This window comes from Parageobacillus sp. NEAU-HV-2 (assembly GCF_059115485.1).
Genome location: NZ_JBXUJJ010000012.1, coordinates 42,236 through 62,839, shown reverse-complemented (window position 1 = coordinate 62,839; position 20,604 = coordinate 42,236). Strand labels below are relative to the sequence as shown.

The 20,604-nt window shown below is 43.5% G+C and carries 20 protein-coding genes and 1 pseudogene; 14 read left to right on the top strand and 7 right to left on the bottom strand.

The window, feature by feature from the left end; genetic code table 11:
- Position 1: 1 nt before the first annotated feature.
- The 4 genes from AC1WMD_RS16080 to AC1WMD_RS16065 all read left to right on the top strand — a co-directional run bounded on the left by AC1WMD_RS16080 (position 2) and on the right by AC1WMD_RS16065 (position 2,738).
- Complete coding sequence (locus AC1WMD_RS16080) at positions 2–1,549, top strand: acyl-CoA carboxylase subunit beta (protein ID WP_043905187.1); 1,548 nt, start codon at positions 2–4, stop codon at positions 1,547–1,549.
- Positions 1,550–1,777: 228 nt separating this feature from the next.
- Positions 1,778–2,167 carry a VOC family protein gene (locus tag AC1WMD_RS16075; protein ID WP_043905186.1) on the top strand — a complete coding sequence of 130 codons (390 nt, stop codon included), beginning with the start codon at positions 1,778–1,780 and terminating at the stop codon, positions 2,165–2,167.
- Positions 2,158–2,367 (top strand): YhfC family glutamic-type intramembrane protease, encoded by a 210-nt coding sequence (locus AC1WMD_RS16070; protein WP_043905185.1) that lies wholly within the window; start codon positions 2,158–2,160, stop codon positions 2,365–2,367. The genes AC1WMD_RS16075 and AC1WMD_RS16070 overlap by 10 nt, the downstream gene beginning before the upstream one ends.
- Positions 2,364–2,738 carry a VOC family protein gene (locus AC1WMD_RS16065; protein ID WP_494257984.1) on the top strand — a complete coding sequence of 125 codons (375 nt, stop codon included), beginning with the start codon at positions 2,364–2,366 and terminating at the stop codon, positions 2,736–2,738. The genes AC1WMD_RS16070 and AC1WMD_RS16065 overlap by 4 nt, the downstream gene beginning before the upstream one ends.
- Positions 2,739–2,851: 113 nt before the next feature.
- Here the strand turns inward: AC1WMD_RS16065 and AC1WMD_RS16060 are convergent, their stop codons facing one another.
- The 3 genes from AC1WMD_RS16060 to AC1WMD_RS16050 form a co-directional block, all read right to left on the bottom strand.
- Positions 2,852–3,517, bottom strand: coding sequence for a YwrJ family protein (locus AC1WMD_RS16060; protein ID WP_043905183.1), 666 nt, complete (start codon positions 3,515–3,517; stop codon positions 2,852–2,854).
- A 273-nt stretch (positions 3,518–3,790) separates the two neighbouring features.
- Positions 3,791–5,215 carry a hypothetical protein gene (locus tag AC1WMD_RS16055; RefSeq protein ID WP_494257983.1) on the bottom strand — a complete coding sequence of 475 codons (1,425 nt, stop codon included), beginning with the start codon at positions 5,213–5,215 and terminating at the stop codon, positions 3,791–3,793.
- A gap of 120 nt (positions 5,216–5,335) precedes the next feature.
- Positions 5,336–6,424 carry a CotH kinase family protein gene (locus AC1WMD_RS16050; protein ID WP_494257982.1) on the bottom strand — a complete coding sequence of 363 codons (1,089 nt, stop codon included), beginning with the start codon at positions 6,422–6,424 and terminating at the stop codon, positions 5,336–5,338.
- A gap of 218 nt (positions 6,425–6,642) precedes the next feature.
- Here AC1WMD_RS16050 and AC1WMD_RS16045 point away from each other — a divergent pair, with 218 nt between their 5' ends.
- The 4 genes from AC1WMD_RS16045 (at position 6,643) to AC1WMD_RS16030 (ending at position 10,108) form a co-directional block, all read left to right on the top strand.
- The gene (locus AC1WMD_RS16045) at positions 6,643–6,948 is read left to right on the top strand and encodes a CotG/ExsB N-terminal domain-containing protein (RefSeq protein ID WP_494257981.1); all 306 of its coding nucleotides are present in this window, start codon (positions 6,643–6,645) and stop codon (positions 6,946–6,948) included.
- A 238-nt stretch (positions 6,949–7,186) separates the two neighbouring features.
- Complete coding sequence (bioF, locus tag AC1WMD_RS16040) at positions 7,187–8,359, top strand: 8-amino-7-oxononanoate synthase (RefSeq protein WP_494257980.1); 1,173 nt, start codon at positions 7,187–7,189, stop codon at positions 8,357–8,359.
- Positions 8,360–8,774: 415 nt separating this feature from the next.
- Entirely contained in the window at positions 8,775–9,698 is a 924-nt protein-coding gene (glsA, locus tag AC1WMD_RS16035; RefSeq protein ID WP_494257979.1) for a glutaminase A, read from the top strand.
- 17 nt (positions 9,699–9,715) lie between these two features.
- Positions 9,716–10,108: a hypothetical protein gene (locus tag AC1WMD_RS16030; RefSeq protein WP_043905178.1), complete on the top strand. Its 393-nt coding sequence runs from the start codon at positions 9,716–9,718 to the stop codon at positions 10,106–10,108.
- Between the two features lie 270 nt (positions 10,109–10,378).
- On the opposite strand, the gene AC1WMD_RS16025 is transcribed toward AC1WMD_RS16030, so the two are convergent.
- From AC1WMD_RS16025 to AC1WMD_RS16015, 3 genes are all read right to left on the bottom strand, one after another.
- Complete coding sequence (locus AC1WMD_RS16025; protein ID WP_043905177.1) at positions 10,379–10,711, bottom strand: hypothetical protein; 333 nt, start codon at positions 10,709–10,711, stop codon at positions 10,379–10,381.
- Positions 10,712–11,179: 468 nt separating this feature from the next.
- Positions 11,180–11,647, bottom strand: a complete 468-nt coding sequence (locus AC1WMD_RS16020; RefSeq protein WP_494257989.1) for a CBO0543 family protein — start codon at positions 11,645–11,647, stop codon at positions 11,180–11,182.
- A gap of 145 nt (positions 11,648–11,792) precedes the next feature.
- Positions 11,793–12,212: a hypothetical protein gene (locus AC1WMD_RS16015; protein WP_494257978.1), complete on the bottom strand. Its 420-nt coding sequence runs from the start codon at positions 12,210–12,212 to the stop codon at positions 11,793–11,795.
- Between the two features lie 618 nt (positions 12,213–12,830).
- Here AC1WMD_RS16015 and AC1WMD_RS16010 point away from each other — a divergent pair.
- The 5 genes and pseudogenes from AC1WMD_RS16010 (at position 12,831) to AC1WMD_RS15990 (ending at position 17,750) form a co-directional block, all read left to right on the top strand.
- Entirely contained in the window at positions 12,831–13,157 is a 327-nt protein-coding gene (locus AC1WMD_RS16010; protein WP_494257977.1) for a nucleoside triphosphate pyrophosphohydrolase, read from the top strand.
- Complete coding sequence (locus AC1WMD_RS16005) at positions 13,150–15,597, top strand: DEAD/DEAH box helicase family protein (RefSeq protein WP_494257976.1); 2,448 nt, start codon at positions 13,150–13,152, stop codon at positions 15,595–15,597. Before AC1WMD_RS16010 ends, AC1WMD_RS16005 begins: the two co-directional genes overlap by 8 nt.
- A 390-nt stretch (positions 15,598–15,987) precedes the next feature.
- Positions 15,988–16,128: pseudogene (locus AC1WMD_RS16000) on the top strand (DUF4275 family protein); the annotation flags it as partial.
- Positions 16,129–16,243: 115 nt separating this feature from the next.
- A complete protein-coding gene (locus tag AC1WMD_RS15995; protein ID WP_494257975.1) occupies positions 16,244–17,098 on the top strand; it encodes a Cof-type HAD-IIB family hydrolase in 855 nt (284 codons plus the stop codon).
- 103 nt (positions 17,099–17,201) lie between these two features.
- Positions 17,202–17,750, top strand: coding sequence for a shikimate kinase (locus tag AC1WMD_RS15990; protein ID WP_494257974.1), 549 nt, complete (start codon positions 17,202–17,204; stop codon positions 17,748–17,750).
- A gap of 132 nt (positions 17,751–17,882) precedes the next feature.
- On the opposite strand, the gene AC1WMD_RS15985 is transcribed toward AC1WMD_RS15990, so the two are convergent.
- Entirely contained in the window at positions 17,883–18,224 is a 342-nt protein-coding gene (locus AC1WMD_RS15985) for a hypothetical protein (protein WP_494257988.1), read from the bottom strand.
- Positions 18,225–18,559: 335 nt separating this feature from the next.
- On the opposite strand from AC1WMD_RS15985, the gene AC1WMD_RS15980 reads away from it, so the two are divergent.
- Positions 18,560–20,602 (top strand): glycosyltransferase family 39 protein, encoded by a 2,043-nt coding sequence (locus AC1WMD_RS15980; protein WP_043905149.1) that lies wholly within the window; start codon positions 18,560–18,562, stop codon positions 20,600–20,602.
- Positions 20,603–20,604: the final 2 nt, after the last annotated feature.

Here is a 20,604-nt window from a genome sequence, read left to right as displayed (position 1 = left end):
CATGAGCGATCTTCGCCAATTGACGGAAGAACTGCTGGCAAGAAAAGAACGGGCGTTGCTTGGCGGTGGCATGGATAAAATCAACAGGCAGCACGAAAAAGGATTGTTGACGGCAAGAGAGCGGATTGCCATGTTGGTCGATGCAGGGACGTTCGTCGAGTTTGGCCAGCTCAATACATCGGATCAAAGCGGAATGGAGGAAAAAAGCTACGGAGACGGCCTTGTCGCCGGAATCGGTAAAGTGAACGGCCGCGCTGCCGTCATTGTAGCAGGGGATAAAACGGTATTGGCGGGGACGGAAGGAAACGTGCATATCCGCAAGTCAAGGAAAATGCATGAGTTTGCCGTACGTAATGGCCTGCCGATGTTTTTCCTGCATGAAGGCGGCGGACTGCGGATGCCGGACGGAATGGGATCAGACGGGATTAGCGAGAAACTGTTTCCACGCGAGCTGCTTACCCATCACCGCCAAGTGCCGACGATGGCTGCGATTTTAGGCGATAGTTACGGTGGACCAACATGGACTGCGGTAAGCTGCGATTTTGTCACCCAGCTGAAAGGAACTTGCATGGCGATCGCTGGGCCAAGAATGCTTGAGCTGGCGAACGGGCAGCGGGTGACGCCGGAAGAATTAGGCGGTGTGGACGTGCATTACCAATATACGGGGCAAATTGACGCCGACGGCGAGACAGAAGAAGAGTGCATCAAGCAACTAAAAACGTTTTTTGCCTATATGCCGCAAAACGGAAATGAACGTCCGCCGATGAGAAAAACGAACGACGATCCATACCGAATGGTGGACGAAGTATTTGCGATTTTGCCAGAAAAAAGCAGCCGCGTCTATGATATGCGCAAAATGATCGCCTGTCTTGTCGATGACGGCCAGTTCTTTGAGTATCAGAAAAAGTTTGGCAAGGCTTTGATAACGGCATTGGCCCATATGAACGGACATGTCGTCGGCATCATTGCCAATCAGCCGAACCAGTACGCCGGTGCGCCGGGTCCGCAAGAATGTCAAAAGGCGACGGAATTCATTTGCCTATGCGATTCGTATCATATTCCATTAATTTTTTTACACGATACGCCGGGCTTCCGCATCAGCACAGAAGCGGAAAAAGCGAAAATGGCGACGAAAATCATGGTTTGGAACCAGGCGCTGGCGTTGTCGACTGTTCCGAAAATCTCCATCGTCATTCGCAAAAGCATCGGCGCTGCTTACGGAAATATGTGCGGGCCGGGAATGGGCGCGGATGTCATTGTCGCTTGGCCGAGTGCGGAAATCAATTTCACCGGCCCGGAAGTCGGCATTAACGTCGTCTACGGCCGTGAGCTCGAAAAGGCGGAAAACCGCAAAGAGCTGCGCCAAGAGCTGTTAAAACATTGGTCGTTTGACAGCTCCCCTTATAAAGCAGCCGGTAAACATCTCATTGATGACGTGATCAATCCGGCAGAAACGAGAAAATTTCTTTGCCAGATGCTGGAGTTTTTGCTGACGTCGAAACGAGAGAAAAGCGAACGCCTGCTTGCCGCGTGGCCGACAGGATTTTAAAAGAAATGATAAACGCGCATGGCTGCATTTTCTAGATATGAGGTTCGTTTTTGGTTTCCATGTATAAACCCAACATTGGTCAAACAGCCTCCTGATCTGCATCGTCTTTTTGCCAGTTTAAGAGCGGGAATCACTCGCTCTTTTTTTCCTTTTATGGTATCATAAGGATAAATAAGTAGATATCAACAATTTGGAACAAGGAATCTATAAAGCTAGGAGAATGAACGTATGAACGTTCAAGGTTTTAGCCATGTGACCATCAATGTGAAGGATTTGGCTCGTTCGCTTCGTTTTTATGTGGATGTATTAGGGATGGAGCTCGTTCATCGTGGACGGAAGGATGCCTACTTAGAATGGGGAAGCGCGTGGATTTGCCTGCAAGAGCGTCCGGACATGGCAGAGCAGCGTCCGCAGATCGGCGTGGACCATGTGGCGTTTTTTATCGATGAACAGGATTTTGCAGAAGCGGTCGAACAACTAAAAGCGAACGATGTGACGATTGTCCGGGAACCGACCCGCCGCGGCCGCGGTCTTTCGGTCAACTTTCTTGATTCGGACGGTACGCAATTGGAATTGCATACGTCGACATTGGCGGAGCGAATGAAGGTATGGAAATAAGCGTGCGCAAACGGAATTTCCGTTATGTCATCTATGCGATTTTGCTGCACGCCTTGATGGACATCGCGCCTGCGCTATACCAAGCGGGCGTTGTCACGAATGTTTGGCTGATCGAAGCGGTGGTCTTTTTATTCGCCGTCGCGGCGTTTCTATTTACGCGTCGCATGAAAGAAACATTTGAGAGCGGGGGAGAAGGATGAAGATTCACGTCAAACGATTAGACCATGTGCAAATTTGCATTCCTTTCGGCGCCAAGGATGAGGCTCGCGCCTTTTACACTGATTTGCTCGGCTTTACGGAAATCGAAAAGCCGGACTCGTTAAAAGCGAACGGCGGTCTTTGGTATCAAGTCGGCGATATCGAGCTTCATATCGGCGTCGAAGACCGCGACGGTTACAACAGCAAAAGCCACCCTGCATTTGAAGTCGAAAACATCGATGAAGTGCGCCGCTACCTAGAAGAAAATGGCGTTCCGACCAAAGACGAAAAACCGATCCCAGGGGTGAAGCGGTTTTCGTTTCGCGATCCATTCCACAATCGGATTGAGTTTTTGTCGAAAAAGATAGGTTGAAGGTAGTTAGCCACGGAATTTTCACACGTATGTCATTCATACTTGCACGAAAATAACTTCCCTCCTGTACATGAAGCTTTTACCATTACAGAGAGGGAAGTTGATTTAATTCATTAAGGAAGATGAACCGTCTTTACATGCATTAGTTTCCAAAATATGGATTCCCCACTAGCTGTTACAAGTTCAATGATGTTGTTTTGTACTTGCTTAAGCAACCCAATTTTCATTGGATTATCCCCTAAATCAAATACGACTAACTGTCCTTCAAATTTTTTTAATTGTTCTTCTAACGACCTTTGTAGCGGAATGTTGGTTGGTTTCACTGGCAGCACTTCATTGCTTAGCGTGTATGGAGTAATGTTTGTCTGATAAGGGGTTAGCCATTTCAGATGGTTTAGAGAAATAAACATCGTCTTATACACTGGTGAATAGAAAACGAAGTAATCATTTAAAATAGCCGTAACATAGCCATGGATCGATTTATTTCCTGTCACATAAATTTGGACAAAGCGCCCCTTCGCGTTGATTAATGTTTTCCGATAAGAAATCGTGTCATTTTCATCAAAAGGTAATTCAGGGGTCACATTCCATAATTCCGTCTGTGGCTTCGTAGATACTCTGATGTTGTGAATGTGCAAATGAGGAATATATAAATATTCTTTTCCGTTATAAATCACAATAATATCTAATCCTACATCGACTAGTATTCCTGTCAACATTACCTTTCCTGAGACTTCCAGTTCTACTTGCTTTCCGATTAAAGAATGTAAGTTGTTCATTTTCTCCCTCCTTTCAACAGAATGAAGTCAAGTAGTAGATGCACAAATTAGTTTAACTTGTGCATCTACTAGAAAAATGATCTTCGTGTCAGCATCGAAGAATGACTGGCAATCGGTATTACAATGGCAATATTTATACATGCTGCAAGGGACGTATAACTATTTTTCAATCTCTTACGAAATATAGGGGCAAAATGATGGACAAGCGATTCAAAAGGAGCTGATGGCGAGAAATGATGATTTTTTATCCATTTGTAGAGAATAGGAAACGTTTTACCGTTTCGGATCCCAGATATAATCAATCGTTTTAACGATTGTTTCCTTAACGATTTTTTCTTTTGGAGAGCTTCTTTGACTTGTAAGCTGTTCTCTGCCCGATGTTCTGTCATATTTTACTTCATATTCTACTTTTTCTACTTTTGTCCGCTGTTCTCTGTCTGATGTTCTGTCGTCTTCTGCTTTTGCACGCTGTTCTCTGTCGGCTGTTCTGTCAACTTCTACAACGACTGTTTCCTGTGAAGAGCTTTTTTGACTTGTATGCTGTTCTCTGTCGGCTGTTCTGTCATATTTTATTTCATATTCTACTTTTGTCCGCTGTTCTTTGTCCGCTGTTTTGTTATCTTCTGCTTTGTTTGTCATATTCTCATCTTTGTTGCTCTCATTTTCAGCATTTTCATTATTTTGTTGCTGCTTCTGTTGTTGTTTGAGAAAGCCTTTTGTACCAATACTAATGCTTTTAATGTGATAAGGGTAAATCCGAATGACTTCATCATTGTTCACTAACGTATAATGTTCTCCTTCTTCTTGCACAAGAATTCCTTCTGCCGCTTCAGGACCGCCGCGGTTAATAGAGACCCATTTATAAGCAAAGTAATCAAATAACTCATAGAAATTTTGTGCACGGATGTCATCAAAATATTCATTAAGGATAGGGGAATTGCTGAGAGGCGTGCTTTGATCAATATTTTGATCGATATTTTGACTTCTATTTTGCACGCTTACACTTTTGATGTGAGTTGTATTGTAAAATACAATGCCGTCGTCTTCTGTTAAGAGACCCATATAATCACCAGCAACAAGGAGCACGATTCCTTTTTTAGATTCAGGACCACCTTGATTCACCTTGACCATGCTGCCGATCAAATTTTTTAATAGTTCTGTGAAATTATTCGCTGACACCAATTCTGGATGGTTATCAAAATCGATCGACCATTCAACAGAGTTAGCATTTGTATTTTCAGTGATGTTTTGGGCAAGTTTTAAGGTAGATTCAACAGAGTTAGTTGAATTTTTATCGATGCTTTGGATATGTTTTAAGTTAGCGATTAAATTTTCACTAATGCTTTGGACCTGTCTTAAGTTATTATAAATATTTTCACTGATGCTTTCGACGATGCTTTGAACATGTTTTAAGTTAGATTCAATAGAGTTAGCTTTTAAATTTTCACTAATGCTTTGGACATGTTTTAAGTTATAGTAAATAATTGCGTTGTCGTTTTTTGCATTGTTGTTTGCGTTGTTGTTTTTATTGTTGTTTGATTTCTCTGGCATTAGTGCAACATAATCGGACTGAACATCTAAAAGCCTACCTTCACAAGATTCTGGTCCCCCTCTGTATACTTTTACTTTTTTGCCCACTAACGATTTTAGATAAGCATTTGAATCCACTGTCTGACTATCCATTTGTTTTCTTATCATACATTTGTTCCTCCTTGTTATTTATCCATAATGGTTATTCGTAATGCATATATACGTATCCTATTAACCAAAAGTTATCCAACAATCGCCCAACATGAAAAAATTCCACTTTAGCCTATCTTATAGGAGGGTGGATAACTGGCTTTTTAAATAAGCGTTTCGTTTTTCGATGAACTCGTAAATCCATTCGGGCTCATCATCAAATTGTTCAATACGGTCATTTATATACGGATCATCGGGGACATGTGGCCGCAATTGCTGATAAAGTTCCTCCACTTTTGGCTTCATAAACTCCACCGTGAATTCATGATCTAATGTATGTTTCATGATGTCATAATACATTTTTCGGAAGCTTTCTATATCTAATAATCGAGCTGTTAACGTATTAAATCCTTTGATACGTACGTAATCATAATCCATTGGTTTTCCATTAATATCCCTTCCCCAAGTAGCGTCAAAATCCCACGGAATGATTTCGAATAGACCGGAGTCTGGATTGCGATATAGCGCGTAATTGTGAACGAAGCCGTCAAAATTTTGCGTGCAAACAACTCCTGCGAGCCAGCGCAAATATTTATTTACGTCCAAAATCTTTGATATGACAGATTCATACTCATATTTTGGTGTTGTATTTAATTTGAAAATGAATTCCTCCAGATATCGGTGATCCTCTAGAGTTCCCAGCTTCCTTTCATAGCCTGCATCTAAAGACGTTTTAGGAGCCTTGTCAAACGAACTAATCAGCGAAAAATTAGCGTCATCATCAACCGCGTAAAAAATGGGCCCTATTGGCAATTGACGTTTTTTTAAGAAAAATTCATCCACCGATTCTAATTGAAGATAAATTCCCTCATGTTTTCCATTGATGGATAAAAGAATGTGTTGAGAGGAAGGCGAAAGGACGCCAAGTGCCGAGAAAAAATCGAGGGAAAGTTTATTTCTCATGAGAGAAGGGTCTTTATATTCCGCGTTCAAGTGAAGTTCATGAACTCCATGAAAGAAATAAGGTTTATAAAACGAGATAAAATAGGATTTTTTCTTAAATTTTCGAATATGTGAGCCGCGATAGCTTATATCGATATGAAATTTTTTCTGATGAAATGTAAGCGTGGCAGGAACAAGTTCATCGTTCCAAATATCGCGGCGCAGCTCCCGCAAATCATCAGGGTGGATATAAATCGCAAACAGAGGCAGCTGACTAGTTGGCATCTATTATCCATCGCCTCCTTTCTGATCATGTTCAATAAATCCTATGTGAATGGTAAGGCGCTTGTTACTCTAGGCATTTATCCATTTTTGTGAAAAACAGACAAGTGTCTAAGCAACATATAGTCGCACAACGTACATTGTTTATAGGCAAAGATAGATGACCACCAATTATCCTTACTCTATCTTTCCGAAAATGACATATATTAGGAGGTCAAAAAATGAGCGTTTATACTCAAGATGACATTCAAAAGGCTGTTAAAGAACTTGAGACGGAGGGCTTAGAGGACTTTTTATATCAAGAGCCGGTAGGCCGTAAACACAGCTCAGGCCGTAAGCACAGCTCAGGCCATAAGCACAGCTCAGGCCATAAGCACAGCTCAGGCCGTAAGCACAGCTCGGGCCGCAAGCACAGCTCAGGCCGCAAGCACAGCTCACACCGCACGAGCTGCTTCCGCCCTCGCAGAAAACGAAGATACTGGCATGACAGCAATATGCATACGTTATGGATAAAATGGTCAGATTAAATAACATGTTATGAACTGCTATATTTTTTTTCTAGTACAAAATAGGCGATGTAAAAAAGACATCGTCTATTTCTTTTTTAATAAACATTGTTCTAAATAAACAATTAAAAAAGAAAATTATTTGCTAAGCTACGTTGATTTTCCGAGGCAAAAATATTGCGAAATATTGTGTAGATTCAAGATATGTAGTTATAATGTAAACAAAATAATTTTTTTAGTTAACAATTGGGGGATGAGGATGAAAAATCATATTCAATCCGTACTTCATCAATTAGAACAAAAAACACAAAAGCGCATGTTGAAAAATGTATCCTCTTCGGACGGCGCGTGGATCGTCATGAACGGACAAAAGATGTTAAATTTAGCATCGAATAATTATTTAGGACTAGCGGGCGACGAACGATTGATCGAAGCGGGATGTCAAGCAATGCGTACATACGGAGCGGGAGCCACCGCTTCGCGTCTTATTGTCGGCAATTATGAACTATATACGAGAGCCGAAGAAGCGTTAAAAAAATGGAAAAAGGCAGAAGCAGCGCTCATTTTCAATAGTGGATATACAGCTAATCTAGGCATCATCACGTCCCTGATCGGCCGCGATGATATTGTGTTTAGCGACTGGCTCAATCATGCCAGCATTATTGATGGCATCAGACTAAGCGGGGCAGAACGGTATCGTTATTATCATAACGACCTCGATCATTTAGAGTCATTGTTAAAACAAGCATCTCCGCATAAACGAAAATTGATTGTCACCGATTCGATTTTCAGCATGGATGGAGACATGGCACTTTTAGAAGGATTAGTGACGTTGAAAAAACGTTACAATACCATACTGATGGTCGATGAAGCGCATAGCAGCGGCATTTATGGAGAAAGAGGAGAAGGTCTCGTTCACCATCTTCATTTGCAAGACGAGGTCGACATCCAAATGGGCACCTTCAGCAAGGCGCTAGGATGTTTTGGAGCTTATGTCACGGGAGAACAGTGGCTCATTGATTACTTGATGAATACAATGCGCAGCTTTATTTTTACGACCGCTTTGCCTCCAGCTGTTCTTGGTGCAATTGAAAAATCGATGGAGATTGTTCAAAAAGAACATGTAAGAAGGCAAACGTTGCAAGATCATAGTCATTATTTCCGCACTGAGCTCCAAAAGTTAGGATTTAATATTGGAAAAAGCACGACACACATCGTTCCGATCATCATTGGCTCGAATGAGCAAACGGTTCAAATGAGCGAGCGGCTTCAGGAACACGGAATCGCCGCGGTAGCGATTCGGCCGCCAACCGTTCCCGAAGGTACGTCCCGCATTCGCTTCTCTCTTTCTTCCTCTTTGACGAAGGAAGAATTAGACTGGGCGCTGGAGCGGATTGCGAAAGTAGGAAGAGAAATGGGATTGATCGTATGAACCTCTCCCACCTACACTCTGTTTAGAGGTGGGAGACTTCTCGGTAAATATGTTAAAATGCCCCCCTCGACGCATTCCCTTTCTCATAACATTGAGGCGGGGAAGTTGACTTTCCCTGTTTATTCCTACAACTTTGGACTGATAGGATGGTCATACGAATAGTCGATCAAAGTTACACCCGCGCTCCGATGTCGGATGTTGTTTGATTTTCTATAATCAATACAAACAAGACAGAGGAGCGTGAGAAAATGTTGCTCATCAATGATGTTATTCATAAAATGATTTATGATTTGGAAAAAAGACCAGACATGAAAGTCCAGAACAATCGTCAATCAAACCGCTAAACAGACAATGTTTGGCGGTTTTTTTACATATTGAACATTTTGCCGGCCATACTAACAACAGGTGATGGCGGATGTACACAAAATCGGAATTAGAACAATTTGTCGAACAAGCAAAACAGTATGCGCGCCATGGCAAAGTCGCTAATTACATTCCCGCCCTTGGCAAGGCGAATCCAAACGATTTGTCGATCGCTATTTGCACGCCCGACGGCAATGTCATCGACGCGGGGGATACGACTCATAAAGTGACGCTGCAAAGCATTTCGAAAATTATTGCCCTCGCCCTTGTCCTAATGGACCGCGGGGAAAAAGAAGTGTTCAAAAAAGTAGGAATGGAGCCGACGGGAGATCCGTTCAATTCCATCGCCAAACTTGAAGAAGTGCAGCCGGCAAAGCCACTCAATCCAATGATCAACGCCGGTGCGCTCGCGGTGACGCATATGATTGTCGGCGCTTCGGTCGAGGAGCGGTTCGAGCGGCTTTTGCAGTTTGTCCGGAAGCTGGCGGGAAATCCGACGATTTCATATTCGGAAGAAGTGGCCCAGTCCGAATTTGAAACAGCGTATTTGAATCGTTCATTATGTTATTTTCTCAAGCAGCATGGTATTATCAATGAAGATGTCGAAGAGCTGATGGACCTTTACACGAAACAATGCGCGATCGAAATGACGTGCGTCGACCTAGCGCGCATCGGCCTTGTGTTCGCGATGGACGGGCGCGACCCGCTCACAGAGGAACAAATTATGCCGCTTGATGTCGCTCGCATTTGCAAAACGTTTATGGTCACGTGCGGCATGTACAACGCCTCCGGCGAATTTGCGATTAAAATCGGCATTCCGGCTAAAAGCGGAGTCTCAGGCGGCATCCTCGCCGCTGTGCCGGGGCGGTGCGGCATCGGCATTTTCGGTCCGGCATTGGATGAGAAAGGCAACAGCATCACCGGTATGAAATTGTTAGAGCTGCTATCAAAAACATATTCCTTAAGCATCTTTTAAAAAGGAGGAAACAAAGAATGAAATCATTTACTGTGCAATTTCATCGCGAAGATCAAATGGAAAACATGACTGTTCAAAAGTTAAACGAACAAGACTTTGAAAAAGTGACAGAAGGCGGGGTAAGACATTTATTTGATTTGGATACGAACATCGGCTATTTTGTCTTTTTTGACGCCGAGGACGCAGAGGGAAACGTTTCGTATCTCGTCTTGCAGTACGAAGAGGATAACGAGGACCCAAGCGCGTGCTACGGATTTGAGCTGAAAGATTTTTACGAATTCATCGCACTTTACTTAAATGATCTTGAATTTGGAGATGAGGAAAGCGACGAAGAAGAATACGGTCCAATTCACCATTTGGCCCATCTTCTTTATCATGTTGTGGAAGAAGGAAATTCGATTGAAGTGTAACAAAGCGATCCTGGATCATGCGTGATCCAGGATTTATATTGCCCGCTTTTTGCACGTTTCGACACTGTCTTTCACCAGCCGCCGCTTATGCCTGTCGACGATCCAATTATTAGCACTTCGTTGGCAAAAGTTTTTATCGAAGGCGATTGATTTGCTGAAAAAGCTGCTTTTCAAAGAGGAATTGCCAAATATGTGGTGGGCGTAAAGCAAAAAAGGAAGGTGGCGAGGAGGTCTCCGTCCCTCTTTGCCACCTTATTATTGCAACTGGCGTCATATCGCTTGCTTCTCATATTTTTCAACATTTCCTTTCAATAGTTTCAACTCCTGCCCATCGATGCTTAAATCAATCAGCACCCCATTGAAAATATCTTCATTCGTCTTTTTATCATTCGACTGCAAATATCGTACGCGATACCACTTGCGGCCGTATTGAAAATACATATATAGCCCTTTTGCAAAGTCAAACCAAAACTTAACCCGTTCCCCGTTCACCGTTTTCCAGACGTAGCCCCATGAACGTCCTTGGCGGAAATTGGTCATTTTCGGCCTGCTGGAATTGATCGCTTTGTAATACAGTCTATTTTTTACATCGTACAGTACCATCGTTTACCGCGCCTCCATTTTGGTAGTTCTAGTATATGTATAGCAAAAGAAAGAAAAGTTAGACTTGTTTTCGATGATTGGCCATGAAAAATAGAAAACAGCGGATTGATTTCCCCTCACTTCCCCCTTGGTGAAAGTGAAGGTCTTCACTCTCGTTCATGATAAAAAGCTGAATCGAAAGAACGCGGTCAATGTGTTGATGTATATGGAGAAAGGTTCCGAAATACGAACGCATTAAGGTAAAGGCATCCGAGGCAAGCGGAACAGAGCTAGCTCTTAAATTGAAGGCGGTAACCTAACGTTTGGCTCTTTTTAGCAGTGAATCCTTAGAAATGAAAGGACTCCTTTCTGGCAATGAATAGGTGGGTGTACCATCTTCGTTAGAAAGGAGCCCTTTATGTGTTGAGTGGTGCTAGGTAGAAATCGGTTTAAGTGATGTAGCTGCCATTAAAGAAGCTGTCATGAACACTAGCTTGATGACTGTTCCCTTTTGTTGATTAGCGTCATCAGCATACGCACGAAAAACGAGAGGATAAAGATGGTTATAAACGAATACATCCCCGTCCATCCATGGTACTCAACTAAATTCGTATACTTTTCACAAAGAACCTCAAGGGCCGTTAAAGCGGCGGTATATAATGCGCATTGCACAATAATGCCTAGAAAGCTGGAATGATAAGAGGTTTGATAAAAATAAACACACATGATAGGATACAGAAAGTATTCAAAAAGAATGCTCGTTTCGAAATATTGACCTAAAAACCTTACAGGGTATTCAACCAAGTTTTCTCCTACAACAATAACGCCAAAAAATGAGGAAAAATAGGCTTTCAATAAGAACACTAAAACCGTGTCTTTGATTAGCGGTTTTCTCAGACTAAAACAAAATAAGACAATGCCAATCATCAGCAATGCCCACAAAAGGATTCTGTCCATGGATTCATCCATCTCCTATGATTGATTTGCATATCGTTTAGTATGTCCAGGAGAAAATGAAATATTTCTGAATACATGAAAATGTTGCTTAAGCACTGATTTGGTTGTTTCACTAACTCGTGGCACAAATAGACAAAAGACGCGCTTATTGATCTCTAAATACGATCATGCCGCAAATCATCGGAATGATCATTAACATTGCGACGGTTAGAGTAGGTATCGGCAGCCGGTTTGCAAATATTGCGCCCATCTCTCCCAGAAAACCTCCAATAATAAAAGGAATGGCGGTTTTTGTCTTGTCCCCATTCGGTTTTGCGTGATACCATGCGTCCCATACGCAATAAGCATAAAATCCAGGGTAAAATAACATGTATCCAAAATTGGTCGCTTCGACCGCCTGTTGATGTAATCCGTTAAAATCAAGGTGAATGGCTTCGTTTATATGTCCGAATGCATTATCAAAGTGTTCCACAATGACAAAGAAGAAACCCTTCATGAATTGACCATTATATATTTGCCCAAATCCAGGCATCAGTAATGAAAATAAAGCGGCAATATTTCTCAATTTCTCATCGTATCCCCTTTCGTTTTTTGCCAGCGGAAATAATCATCGTTTGTTACTTATATTTCCTTATGAGCGTGTTCAGTATGTATATGATGTTTCGATTTGGACACGAATTTTTTTCATTTATGGATACCGCGTTGATAAAAGTGCTCAACCAGACGCGCTGATGAACCATAGAAGCCATTTATGAGCGATTCATCCCGGCTTTTCGGCAGAATATTTAGTTGCATGGATGAATGTCGCTGGTTAAGATAACGGGTTTTAGCGTTTGGGTGTTGGGGTTGGAAGGTGAACTCAAATAGGGTTATTTTCTAGGTTGTGGCGGTGATGTCATCCAATTTCCCAGCCCATGTGGGACTATTTTGTTCGGGAGTTGGACTTATTTTATTGATGGCGAAAATCGAACGTATCTCCGGGAACATCTAATCGATGACCGTTCATCACTACTGTCCCGCTAATACCATGAGCAATGCGAACATTATCGAATTTTTTCTTATCAACGTAAAGCCTCCTAGCGTAGATTCATTTTTCGATAGAGGGAAGAAAAGTGCACATTTCAAACCAGGGAAAAATCTTGTAAAATATGTAAAGAGAAAATAAAAAATAGGAGAGGATATAATGCCGGTATACAACAAACTTGTCCGTGATAAAATTCCGCAAATTATTGAACAAGCGGGGAAAACATTGACAACGAGAATATTGGAAGATGACGAATATCGCAAAGAACTGCGAAAAAAAGCATTTGAAGAATTAGAAGAATATATGAATGCCAGTGATGACGAAACAGCGCTGGAAGAATTGGCGGATGTGTTGGAAATTATTCATGCTCTTGCTGAATGCCATGGTGGAACGTTCGAACGTGTCGAGCAAATCCGAGCAAAAAAAGCGGAAAAGCGAGGAGGGTTTAAAGAAAAAATTTTTTTAGTCGAGGTACACGATGAGTAAGGTCGAATTCATTCAACGCAATCTTATCGAAAAGATACAGGAATATATTGAAACATCGTCGACCATATACATATTGACCTCGTTCGTGATGAAATCGGGTGTCCGCCTGCTGAAGGAAACATTGAAAAAAGCGGCGGAACGAGGGGCGGATATCAAAATTTGCGCTGGCGATTATCTCTTTGTCACCCAGCCGGAAGCGCTTTGTGAGCTAATTTCCATTCATCCCGATATCGAAGTCCGTTTATGGCAAAGCAGGGGAGTATCTTTTCACCCGAAAGCATATTTATTTGAAAACACAAAGAGCGGCTATTTTATTGTCGGTTCCTCCAATTTGTCGAAATCGGCGCTAACAGAAGGAATCGAGTGGAACATCGGGCTGGACAAAAACGTTGATGAAAACGTATTTGCAGAAGCCATGGAAGAGTTTTTGAAGCTGTTTTATGCCGATGAAACTGTACAAGTGAACGAAGAAACGTTAAAAGACTATGAAAACCAGTATCATGACTATCACCAGCGGCATCCAAATCTTGCGCGAACATGGGCGGATGCGGAAGAAGTTGAATTAATGCTTCCGCTAGAGAAAATGGAGGCGGATGCAAAAGAATTTGATCATAGCATAATTCATGATCCGGCAACGGTGACATATGAAACGATTCAACCGCGATTTGCTCAAGTGGAAGCGCTCGAACGGCTGGAAGCAACTTATGAAGAAGGTTACGACAAGGCGATGGTCGTCATGGCGACAGGGCTTGGGAAAACATATTTGGCCGCGTTTTTTGCCCGTCGCTTTCAAAAAGTGTTGTTTATTGCGCATCGTGAAGAAATTCTTCGTCAGGCAAAACGCTCATTTCAGCGGGTTATCTCCAATAAAACGTTTGGCATTTATGATAGAAATGAAAAAGAAAAGGACGCCGACATTATTTTTGCTTCCATTTTTACGCTAAGCATGAAAAAACATTTAAAAGTCTTTTCCAAAGACGCGTTCGATTTAATTATCATTGATGAATTTCATCACGCCGCAGCGCGTTCTTATCAGCGGGTGCTTGACTATTTCGAACCAAAATTTCTGCTTGGCATTACCGCAACCCCGGATCGAAATGACAACAAAGACGTATATGCGATTTGTGGCGGAAATGTCGCCTATAAAATTGATTTTATTGAAGCGGTTCAGCGCGGATGGCTTGCCCCATTCCGTTATTACGGAGTTTACGATGATACGGATTATTCAAAAATCAAATGGCTCGGCAACCGCTATGATGAGGCAGAGCTGCTTCAAGCGCAGCTAAGGGAAGAAATGGCGGATAAGATTTTAAAGGCATGGGAGAACTATAAGAAAACACGAACGCTTGTATTTTGTTCATCAATCAAGCAAGCCGATTTTTTATCGGACTATTTTCGAAAACGAAATTATCGAACGGTCAGTCTTCACTCTAAACAGACAGACATTCCGCGCGACAGGGCAATTGCAATGCTGGAAAAAGGAGAATTAGACGCTATTTTCACGGTGGACTTATTTAATGAAGGTGTCGATATTCCATCGGTGGATACATTGCTGTTTGTCCGGCCGACGGAGTCGCTTACCGTGTTCACCCAGCAAGTGGGCCGCGGACTTCGGCTGTATGAAGGAAAGAATTATTGCGTCATTATCGATTTAATCGGGAATTACCGCAATGCAGATGTGAAGCTGAAATTGTTTGATACAGAGCGCAATGCTGATAAAAATGGAAAAAGAGAAAAGGTGATACCGACCGTTCCCGACAATTGCTCGCTTCATTTAGATATACAGGCTATTAACTTATTAGAAGAAATGAGAAAAAAGAGCCAGCCGCGCAAGGAAAAGCTGCTGTGGGACTATAAGCAGCTGAAACAGGAATTAGGTTATCGTCCTACGTATCTGCAGCTTCATTTGCGTGGAAGAAGCGATGCGACAGAATACAAGTCCGAATTTAAATCATATGTGGGCTTTTTATACTGGGCGGACGAATTATCGGAGAAAGAGAAGGAAATTTTCTTAAAGTACGAATCGTGGCTAGTTGAGGCAGAGCGAACGTCTATGGCTAAGAGCTATAAAATGGTCGTATTGCACGCAATGTTAAACCGCGGCCCTTCGCGTTGGCACCTGCCGATTACACCAAAAGAAGCAGCGCCATTTTTTCATCAATATTTAATGGAAAAAGAATATCGGAAACGAATCGACTTTTCAGACAAGAAAACAAAACAGCTATGGATTTATGATGAAGAAAAAGTAAGCAAGCTTATTGCCGAAATGCCAATGACGAAATGGAGCGGAAGCTCGAACGGTCTCCTTTCTTTTGAAAATGGCGTCTTTTCTTTTAACTTTTCCATTGCAAAAGAAGACGAAGAAATTCTGTATCAATGGACAAAAGAGATTTGTGAGTATCGGTTGCATGTGTATTTTGAAAGGAAAGAAAATAAATAATAGAATAGTTTTTGTATTTTACACGCTACCTTTTAAGAGTCAGTCTTCTTTTTCCATTATACATTGGCATGACATGACTTATACCTTTCCTATTCAGGTAAATCGGAGTTCACGAAATATTTTGAGGCGATTCACCAAGAGCGCCAAAAAGTGGATGAGCAGCGACAAAAACATGGATAAATAAAAAATACATAAAAGTAGAGTGGTCTTCTGTTCCACTCTACTTTCCATTTCTCTTTAACTCTTACACGTTGCGACGAGTTTTTCTGTAATCATGTCGTTTTCAAATATCGTTTCAAGCAACATCACCGTTTCAAGCGTTGCTTTGTAGTCGAGCGTTTCGAATTCAGTATGTTCCGCGCGTTTCATTAGGAGAATCGGTTCGTCTGTTATTTGTTTTATCAAGAAAGAGAAGAAGCGTATATGCTGGCAAACGCCGAAAATTTGCGGGCAGAAGATTTGCGGCGAGAGCACGATGTGTATGTAGTCGATCCGCAGTTTGCTTGTTCATTTCCACATTCAGTGCGTTAATAATTGTATCTGATCTGTTTTGTCATCTTCTTAAAGAATAAATGGTAGAATGAAAAGAAGGAAAATTTTGTGATGATTTATAAACACGCATAATAAAAGAAAGAGGGATGCAATAGTGTTAATCGCATTAGACATGGACGGAACGCTGCTCAATTCGCAAGGACAGGTGAGTGAAAGAAATAAAGAGGCCATTGTAACAGCGCAAAAGCAAGGCCATATTGTGGCAATCGTGACGGGCAGGGCGTATAAAGACGCGCGCGCGCCGCTCCGGGATGTGGGGCTTGTTTGTCCGATTATGAGTTTAAACGGCGCGGTGATGACATTAGAAGATGGAACGGTGCTTGGCGATGTGCCGCTTGATAAGGAAAAGTTGATTCCAGCGCTCGAATGGGTGCGCGCGCAGCCCGATTTATATTGCGAAATTTATACGGGCGATGCTGTCTACGTCGGGCTCCATAACCGCGCCCACCTCGAGGCGATGGCCGAGCGGGCAAGCGATATCGCTCCCGAATTAAAGGGCATCGTCGAAAAGCAGTTCCAGCAGGCGCGCGTGACGTATGTCGATGACATCCGCGCCATCTGGAAGGATCGGCAAACCGTTTTTTATAAGGTGCTCATTTTTTCTCTCAATCAAGAACGTTTACAAGAAGCGGCCGCCCAGTTTGCCGGCATTTCCGGCATTACTGTCACCTCGTCGCATCCAAACAACATTGAGATTAACCATGAACAGGCGACGAAAGGACAGGCGCTTGCGAAACTGGTCGCCCATTACGGCATCGATCTGAAAGATACGGTTGTTTTCGGTGACAGCCATAACGATTTATCAATGTTCGCCGTCGCCGGCTACCGCGTGGCGATGGGAAACGCCGCTCCGGAATTAAAAGAAGTCAGCGACATGGTCACCGCCTCACATGAGGAAGACGGCGTGGCGGTCGCGCTGGAAGAACTGATCAGCAAGCGAAAACAGTGACGCTACAGCAAGCGGTGAAGCATGCTGGCAACGGTTTTGCCTGTCGTGCGGGAATCGAGTTTGCGAGATAAGGATGAATGATATGCCAGGAGAGTGAAAAAATATGAAAGGAAATGCGGAAGTTCCTAATCACGGCAAAAATATTGTACTCATCGGGTTTATGGGAGTGGGAAAAACGACAATCGGACAGCTGGTAGCGAAAAAACTAGATTGGGAGTTTATCGATACCGATCAAGAAATTGAACGGCGTCATCACATGTCCATTCCCGCTATGTTTGAACAGAAGGGGGAAGATTATTTTCGCAAAGCCGAAAGAGAGCTGATCGTTGACTTATGTACAAAAGAGCGGCAAAAAGTGCTTTCGCTTGGCGGAGGGGCGTATTTGCAGGAGGAAGTGAGAAACGTCTGTTTATCCCACGGCATTGTCGTTTTCCTCGATTTGTCATGGGAAAACTGGAAAGAACGTCTTCCGTCCATTGTCCATGACCGTCCTTTACTGAAAAATAAGACGCTGGAGGAAATCAAACAATTATTTGAACAGCGGAAACAAGCTTATTCCCAGCATCATTATCGCGTGGCAACGGATGGGCTTGATCCGGAAACGGTAGCAACTCGTATGATGGAATTGATTCGCGAGCGGAATGTGGAATAATCATGGAAAAACACCCTTTGTTTTGTACAAGGGTGTTTTTTGTTGGAATGCATGATACATCGCTGAATCAAGGAGTGCTCTTTTTAGAGGTTTATTTTTGAAGCAGCAGGAAGAAAATAAGAGAGGAGACGGTCATTGCTGCCGATACAACTCGCGAATTTTCCGTTCATGCTGGAGCGTTTTGCTCGAGAGGAAATCGACCGTTTCCTGTGTTTCTGACAGTTCGATGCACAGGCTGTCTACTTTTGTTTCTAAACGGTTGAATCGCTCATCCATTTTTTCTTCTAGTTTTCCGACCCTCTCTCGCATTTCTGTTCTAAGTTGGCTATTCATCTCTTGTATTTCTTTTCTCAACTGATTGGCCGTTTCTTGTATTTCTCCTCTTAGTTGGTTTCTCAATTCCTGAATTTCTGCTCGAAGTTGGCTACTTATCTCTTTTATTTTTGTTTGAAGCAGATGGTTCCATTTCTGCATTTCCACTGAAGATGGGCTGCTTGTTTCTTGATTGTTTGCTTTAGGTCGATCGATTGTTTCTCGCGTTTCGGTCGAAATATGATCGGGATGCAGTCGTAATGCTTTGAAAATTTCCTTCCGCAGCGTTTCCTGTTCCATTCTCTCACCTCCTCATTCCCTATTATGAAGAAAACAAAGTATAAAAGCAAAAAACCTGTTTTTTATTTAAGATTGGCAAATCACTCCAATCAGCGTATGAGGCGGATGGGCTTTTTCACTCAATTTTCACTGTCCTGTTGTATGTTGGAAACACATCAAAAAGAGGTGACGAATCAAGAAAGGGAGTGGGAAAGAAGATGAAATGGATCAAACGGGTGGATGGATGGCTATTGGCCATTGTCCTTATCTCTATTTTTCTTCATTTCTATCATATCGGCAACGCGGGGTCAAACGTATATTATACCGCGGCGGCGAAAAGCATGACGGCGAACTGGAAGGCGTTTTTTTTCGCGGCGCTTGATCCGGAAGGGTTTATTACCGTTGACAAGCCGCCGGTGGCGTTATGGTTTCAAGCGTTAAGCGTAGCCATCTTTGGCGTGAGCGACTGGAGCGTTCTGCTTCCGGAAGCACTCGCTGGCGTCGGTTCGACGCTGCTCGTTTATTTTATTGTCAAGCCGTTTGCCGGCAGGGCGGCCGCCAGATGGTCGAGTTTGATTTTCACTTGTACCCCTATTTTTGTGGCAGTGGCGCGCACGAACAATATTGATGCGATTTTAATTTTCACGTTGTTGGTGGCGGCATGGGCGCTGATGAAAGCCGTACAAAAACAGCGACTTTCGTGGCTGTTCGTCAGCTTTGCGCTTGTGGGCGTGGGCTTTAACATGAAAATGCTACAGGCGTATATGGTACTGCCGGCGTTTTATTTGTTCTATTGGCTGGCAGGAAAAGCGTCCTGGAAAAAGCGGCTCTGGCATTTGACGGCCGCTACTGTTGTCGTCTTGGCTGTTTCGCTTTCCTATGCGGTCATCATCGACGCGATTCCAAAAGATAAACGCCCGTATATCGGCAGCAGCCAAACGAATTCAGTACTCGAGCTGGCGCTTGGCTATAACGGGCTCGACCGTTTAACAGGAGCGGCAGGGCCGGGTGGGAAGCGGGCCATGCGTGGCGATATCGAATTCCAAGGCGGAAATGGGCAAACGAATCGTTCCGCAAACGAAGCTTCGCCTTCATCGCTTTCTGATCATCAAAACGATTCAATATATAGTCCGCCAAACCTAAACGGGGAACGGCCGATGGGCTCGTCTCGTCCAAACGGCGGACAGCCTCCTAGCGGAATGGGGGGAATCGGAAGAGGAGAAACGGGAGAACCTGGTGTGTTCCGCCTGTTTCAGCAGCAGTTAGCCGGACAAATCAGTTGGCTTCTGCCGTTTGTACTGTTTGTTACAATCGGGTTGTTTGCGTCGATCCGTCGGCAGCGGGCGATCACGCCGCTTCACCGATTTGTGTTGTTTTGGTTCGCTTGGCTCGTTCCGATGGCCGTGTTTTTTAGCGTCGCCGGGTTTTATCACCGCTATTATTTAAGCATGATGGCGCCGGCGATCGCGGTGCTGGTCGCGGTCGGAAGCGAACTGTTGTGGCAGTTTTATAAGGAACAGGGAGGTTTTTGGCAATGGCTGTTTCCTAGCGCGCTGCTTATGACGTTTTTGTTTGAATCGTATGTTGTATTTCAGCACCGCTCTTCCTTATCAAGCATTTGGCCGTTGTCGCTTGCGCTCTATGGACTGGCCGTCGTTTGCTTTCTTCACGCGTTTCGCCATCACAGGAAAGCGGCGCTCTATTTGAAAACAGCGAGCTTGCTTGGCCTTCTTGTCATGCCGTTTTATTGGTCGCTCACCCCGCTTTTATATGGCGGAAATAGCGTGATTCCGTATGCCGGACCGGATTTAAAACGTCCGAACGAATACGGACAGCGCGCTTTCGGAGGCGGGGAAGAAAGAGAAGTCAATTCCGATTTGCTTGCTTATTTGGAAAAGCATTATAACGGCGAAAAATATTTAGCGGCAACAATCCGCGCCAATACAGCGGCCGAGCTGATGCTAAAGACGGATAAAGCGGTCATGGCGATGGGCGGATTTTTAGGGACGGACCCGGTGTTGACAACGGAACAATTAGCGAAAATGGCGAAAAACGGCGAAGTGAAATATTTTCTTATCTCCGGATTTGGCGGAGGCGGCGAAGGAAACAGCGAGCTGATTCAGTGGATTGAAACGCATTGTCAAGAAGTGCCGCAAGAGGAGTGGCAAACCAATGCGGCAACAGCGGAGCGCCAGAGCGAACAGGATGGGATGCCGTTGCCGATGGAGCGCGGTGTGAAGCTTTATAAATATGAAGGATAGGA

Bases quoted from the DNA above. Each gene is read 5' to 3' on its own strand.
- AC1WMD_RS16080 (WP_043905187.1), top strand. From the start codon at position 2: ATGAGCGATCTTCGCCAATTGACGGAAGAACTGCTGGCAAGAAAAGAA.
- AC1WMD_RS16075 (WP_043905186.1), top strand. From the start codon at position 1,778: ATGAACGTTCAAGGTTTTAGCCATGTGACCATCAATGTGAAGGATTTG.
- AC1WMD_RS16070 (WP_043905185.1), top strand. From the start codon at position 2,158: ATGGAAATAAGCGTGCGCAAACGGAATTTCCGTTATGTCATCTATGCG.
- AC1WMD_RS16065 (WP_494257984.1), top strand. From the start codon at position 2,364: ATGAAGATTCACGTCAAACGATTAGACCATGTGCAAATTTGCATTCCT.
- AC1WMD_RS16060 (WP_043905183.1), bottom strand. From the start codon at position 3,517: ATGAACAACTTACATTCTTTAATCGGAAAGCAAGTAGAACTGGAAGTC.
- AC1WMD_RS16055 (WP_494257983.1), bottom strand. From the start codon at position 5,215: ATGATAAGAAAACAAATGGATAGTCAGACAGTGGATTCAAATGCTTAT.
- AC1WMD_RS16050 (WP_494257982.1), bottom strand. From the start codon at position 6,424: ATGCCAACTAGTCAGCTGCCTCTGTTTGCGATTTATATCCACCCTGAT.
- AC1WMD_RS16045 (WP_494257981.1), top strand. From the start codon at position 6,643: ATGAGCGTTTATACTCAAGATGACATTCAAAAGGCTGTTAAAGAACTT.
- bioF (WP_494257980.1), top strand. From the start codon at position 7,187: ATGAAAAATCATATTCAATCCGTACTTCATCAATTAGAACAAAAAACA.
- glsA (WP_494257979.1), top strand. From the start codon at position 8,775: ATGTACACAAAATCGGAATTAGAACAATTTGTCGAACAAGCAAAACAG.
- AC1WMD_RS16030 (WP_043905178.1), top strand. From the start codon at position 9,716: ATGAAATCATTTACTGTGCAATTTCATCGCGAAGATCAAATGGAAAAC.
- AC1WMD_RS16025 (WP_043905177.1), bottom strand. From the start codon at position 10,711: ATGGTACTGTACGATGTAAAAAATAGACTGTATTACAAAGCGATCAAT.
- AC1WMD_RS16020 (WP_494257989.1), bottom strand. From the start codon at position 11,647: ATGGACAGAATCCTTTTGTGGGCATTGCTGATGATTGGCATTGTCTTA.
- AC1WMD_RS16010 (WP_494257977.1), top strand. From the start codon at position 12,831: ATGCCGGTATACAACAAACTTGTCCGTGATAAAATTCCGCAAATTATT.
- AC1WMD_RS16005 (WP_494257976.1), top strand. From the start codon at position 13,150: ATGAGTAAGGTCGAATTCATTCAACGCAATCTTATCGAAAAGATACAG.
- AC1WMD_RS15990 (WP_494257974.1), top strand. From the start codon at position 17,202: ATGAAAGGAAATGCGGAAGTTCCTAATCACGGCAAAAATATTGTACTC.
- AC1WMD_RS15985 (WP_494257988.1), bottom strand. From the start codon at position 18,224: ATGCAGAAATGGAACCATCTGCTTCAAACAAAAATAAAAGAGATAAGT.
- AC1WMD_RS15980 (WP_043905149.1), top strand. From the start codon at position 18,560: ATGAAATGGATCAAACGGGTGGATGGATGGCTATTGGCCATTGTCCTT.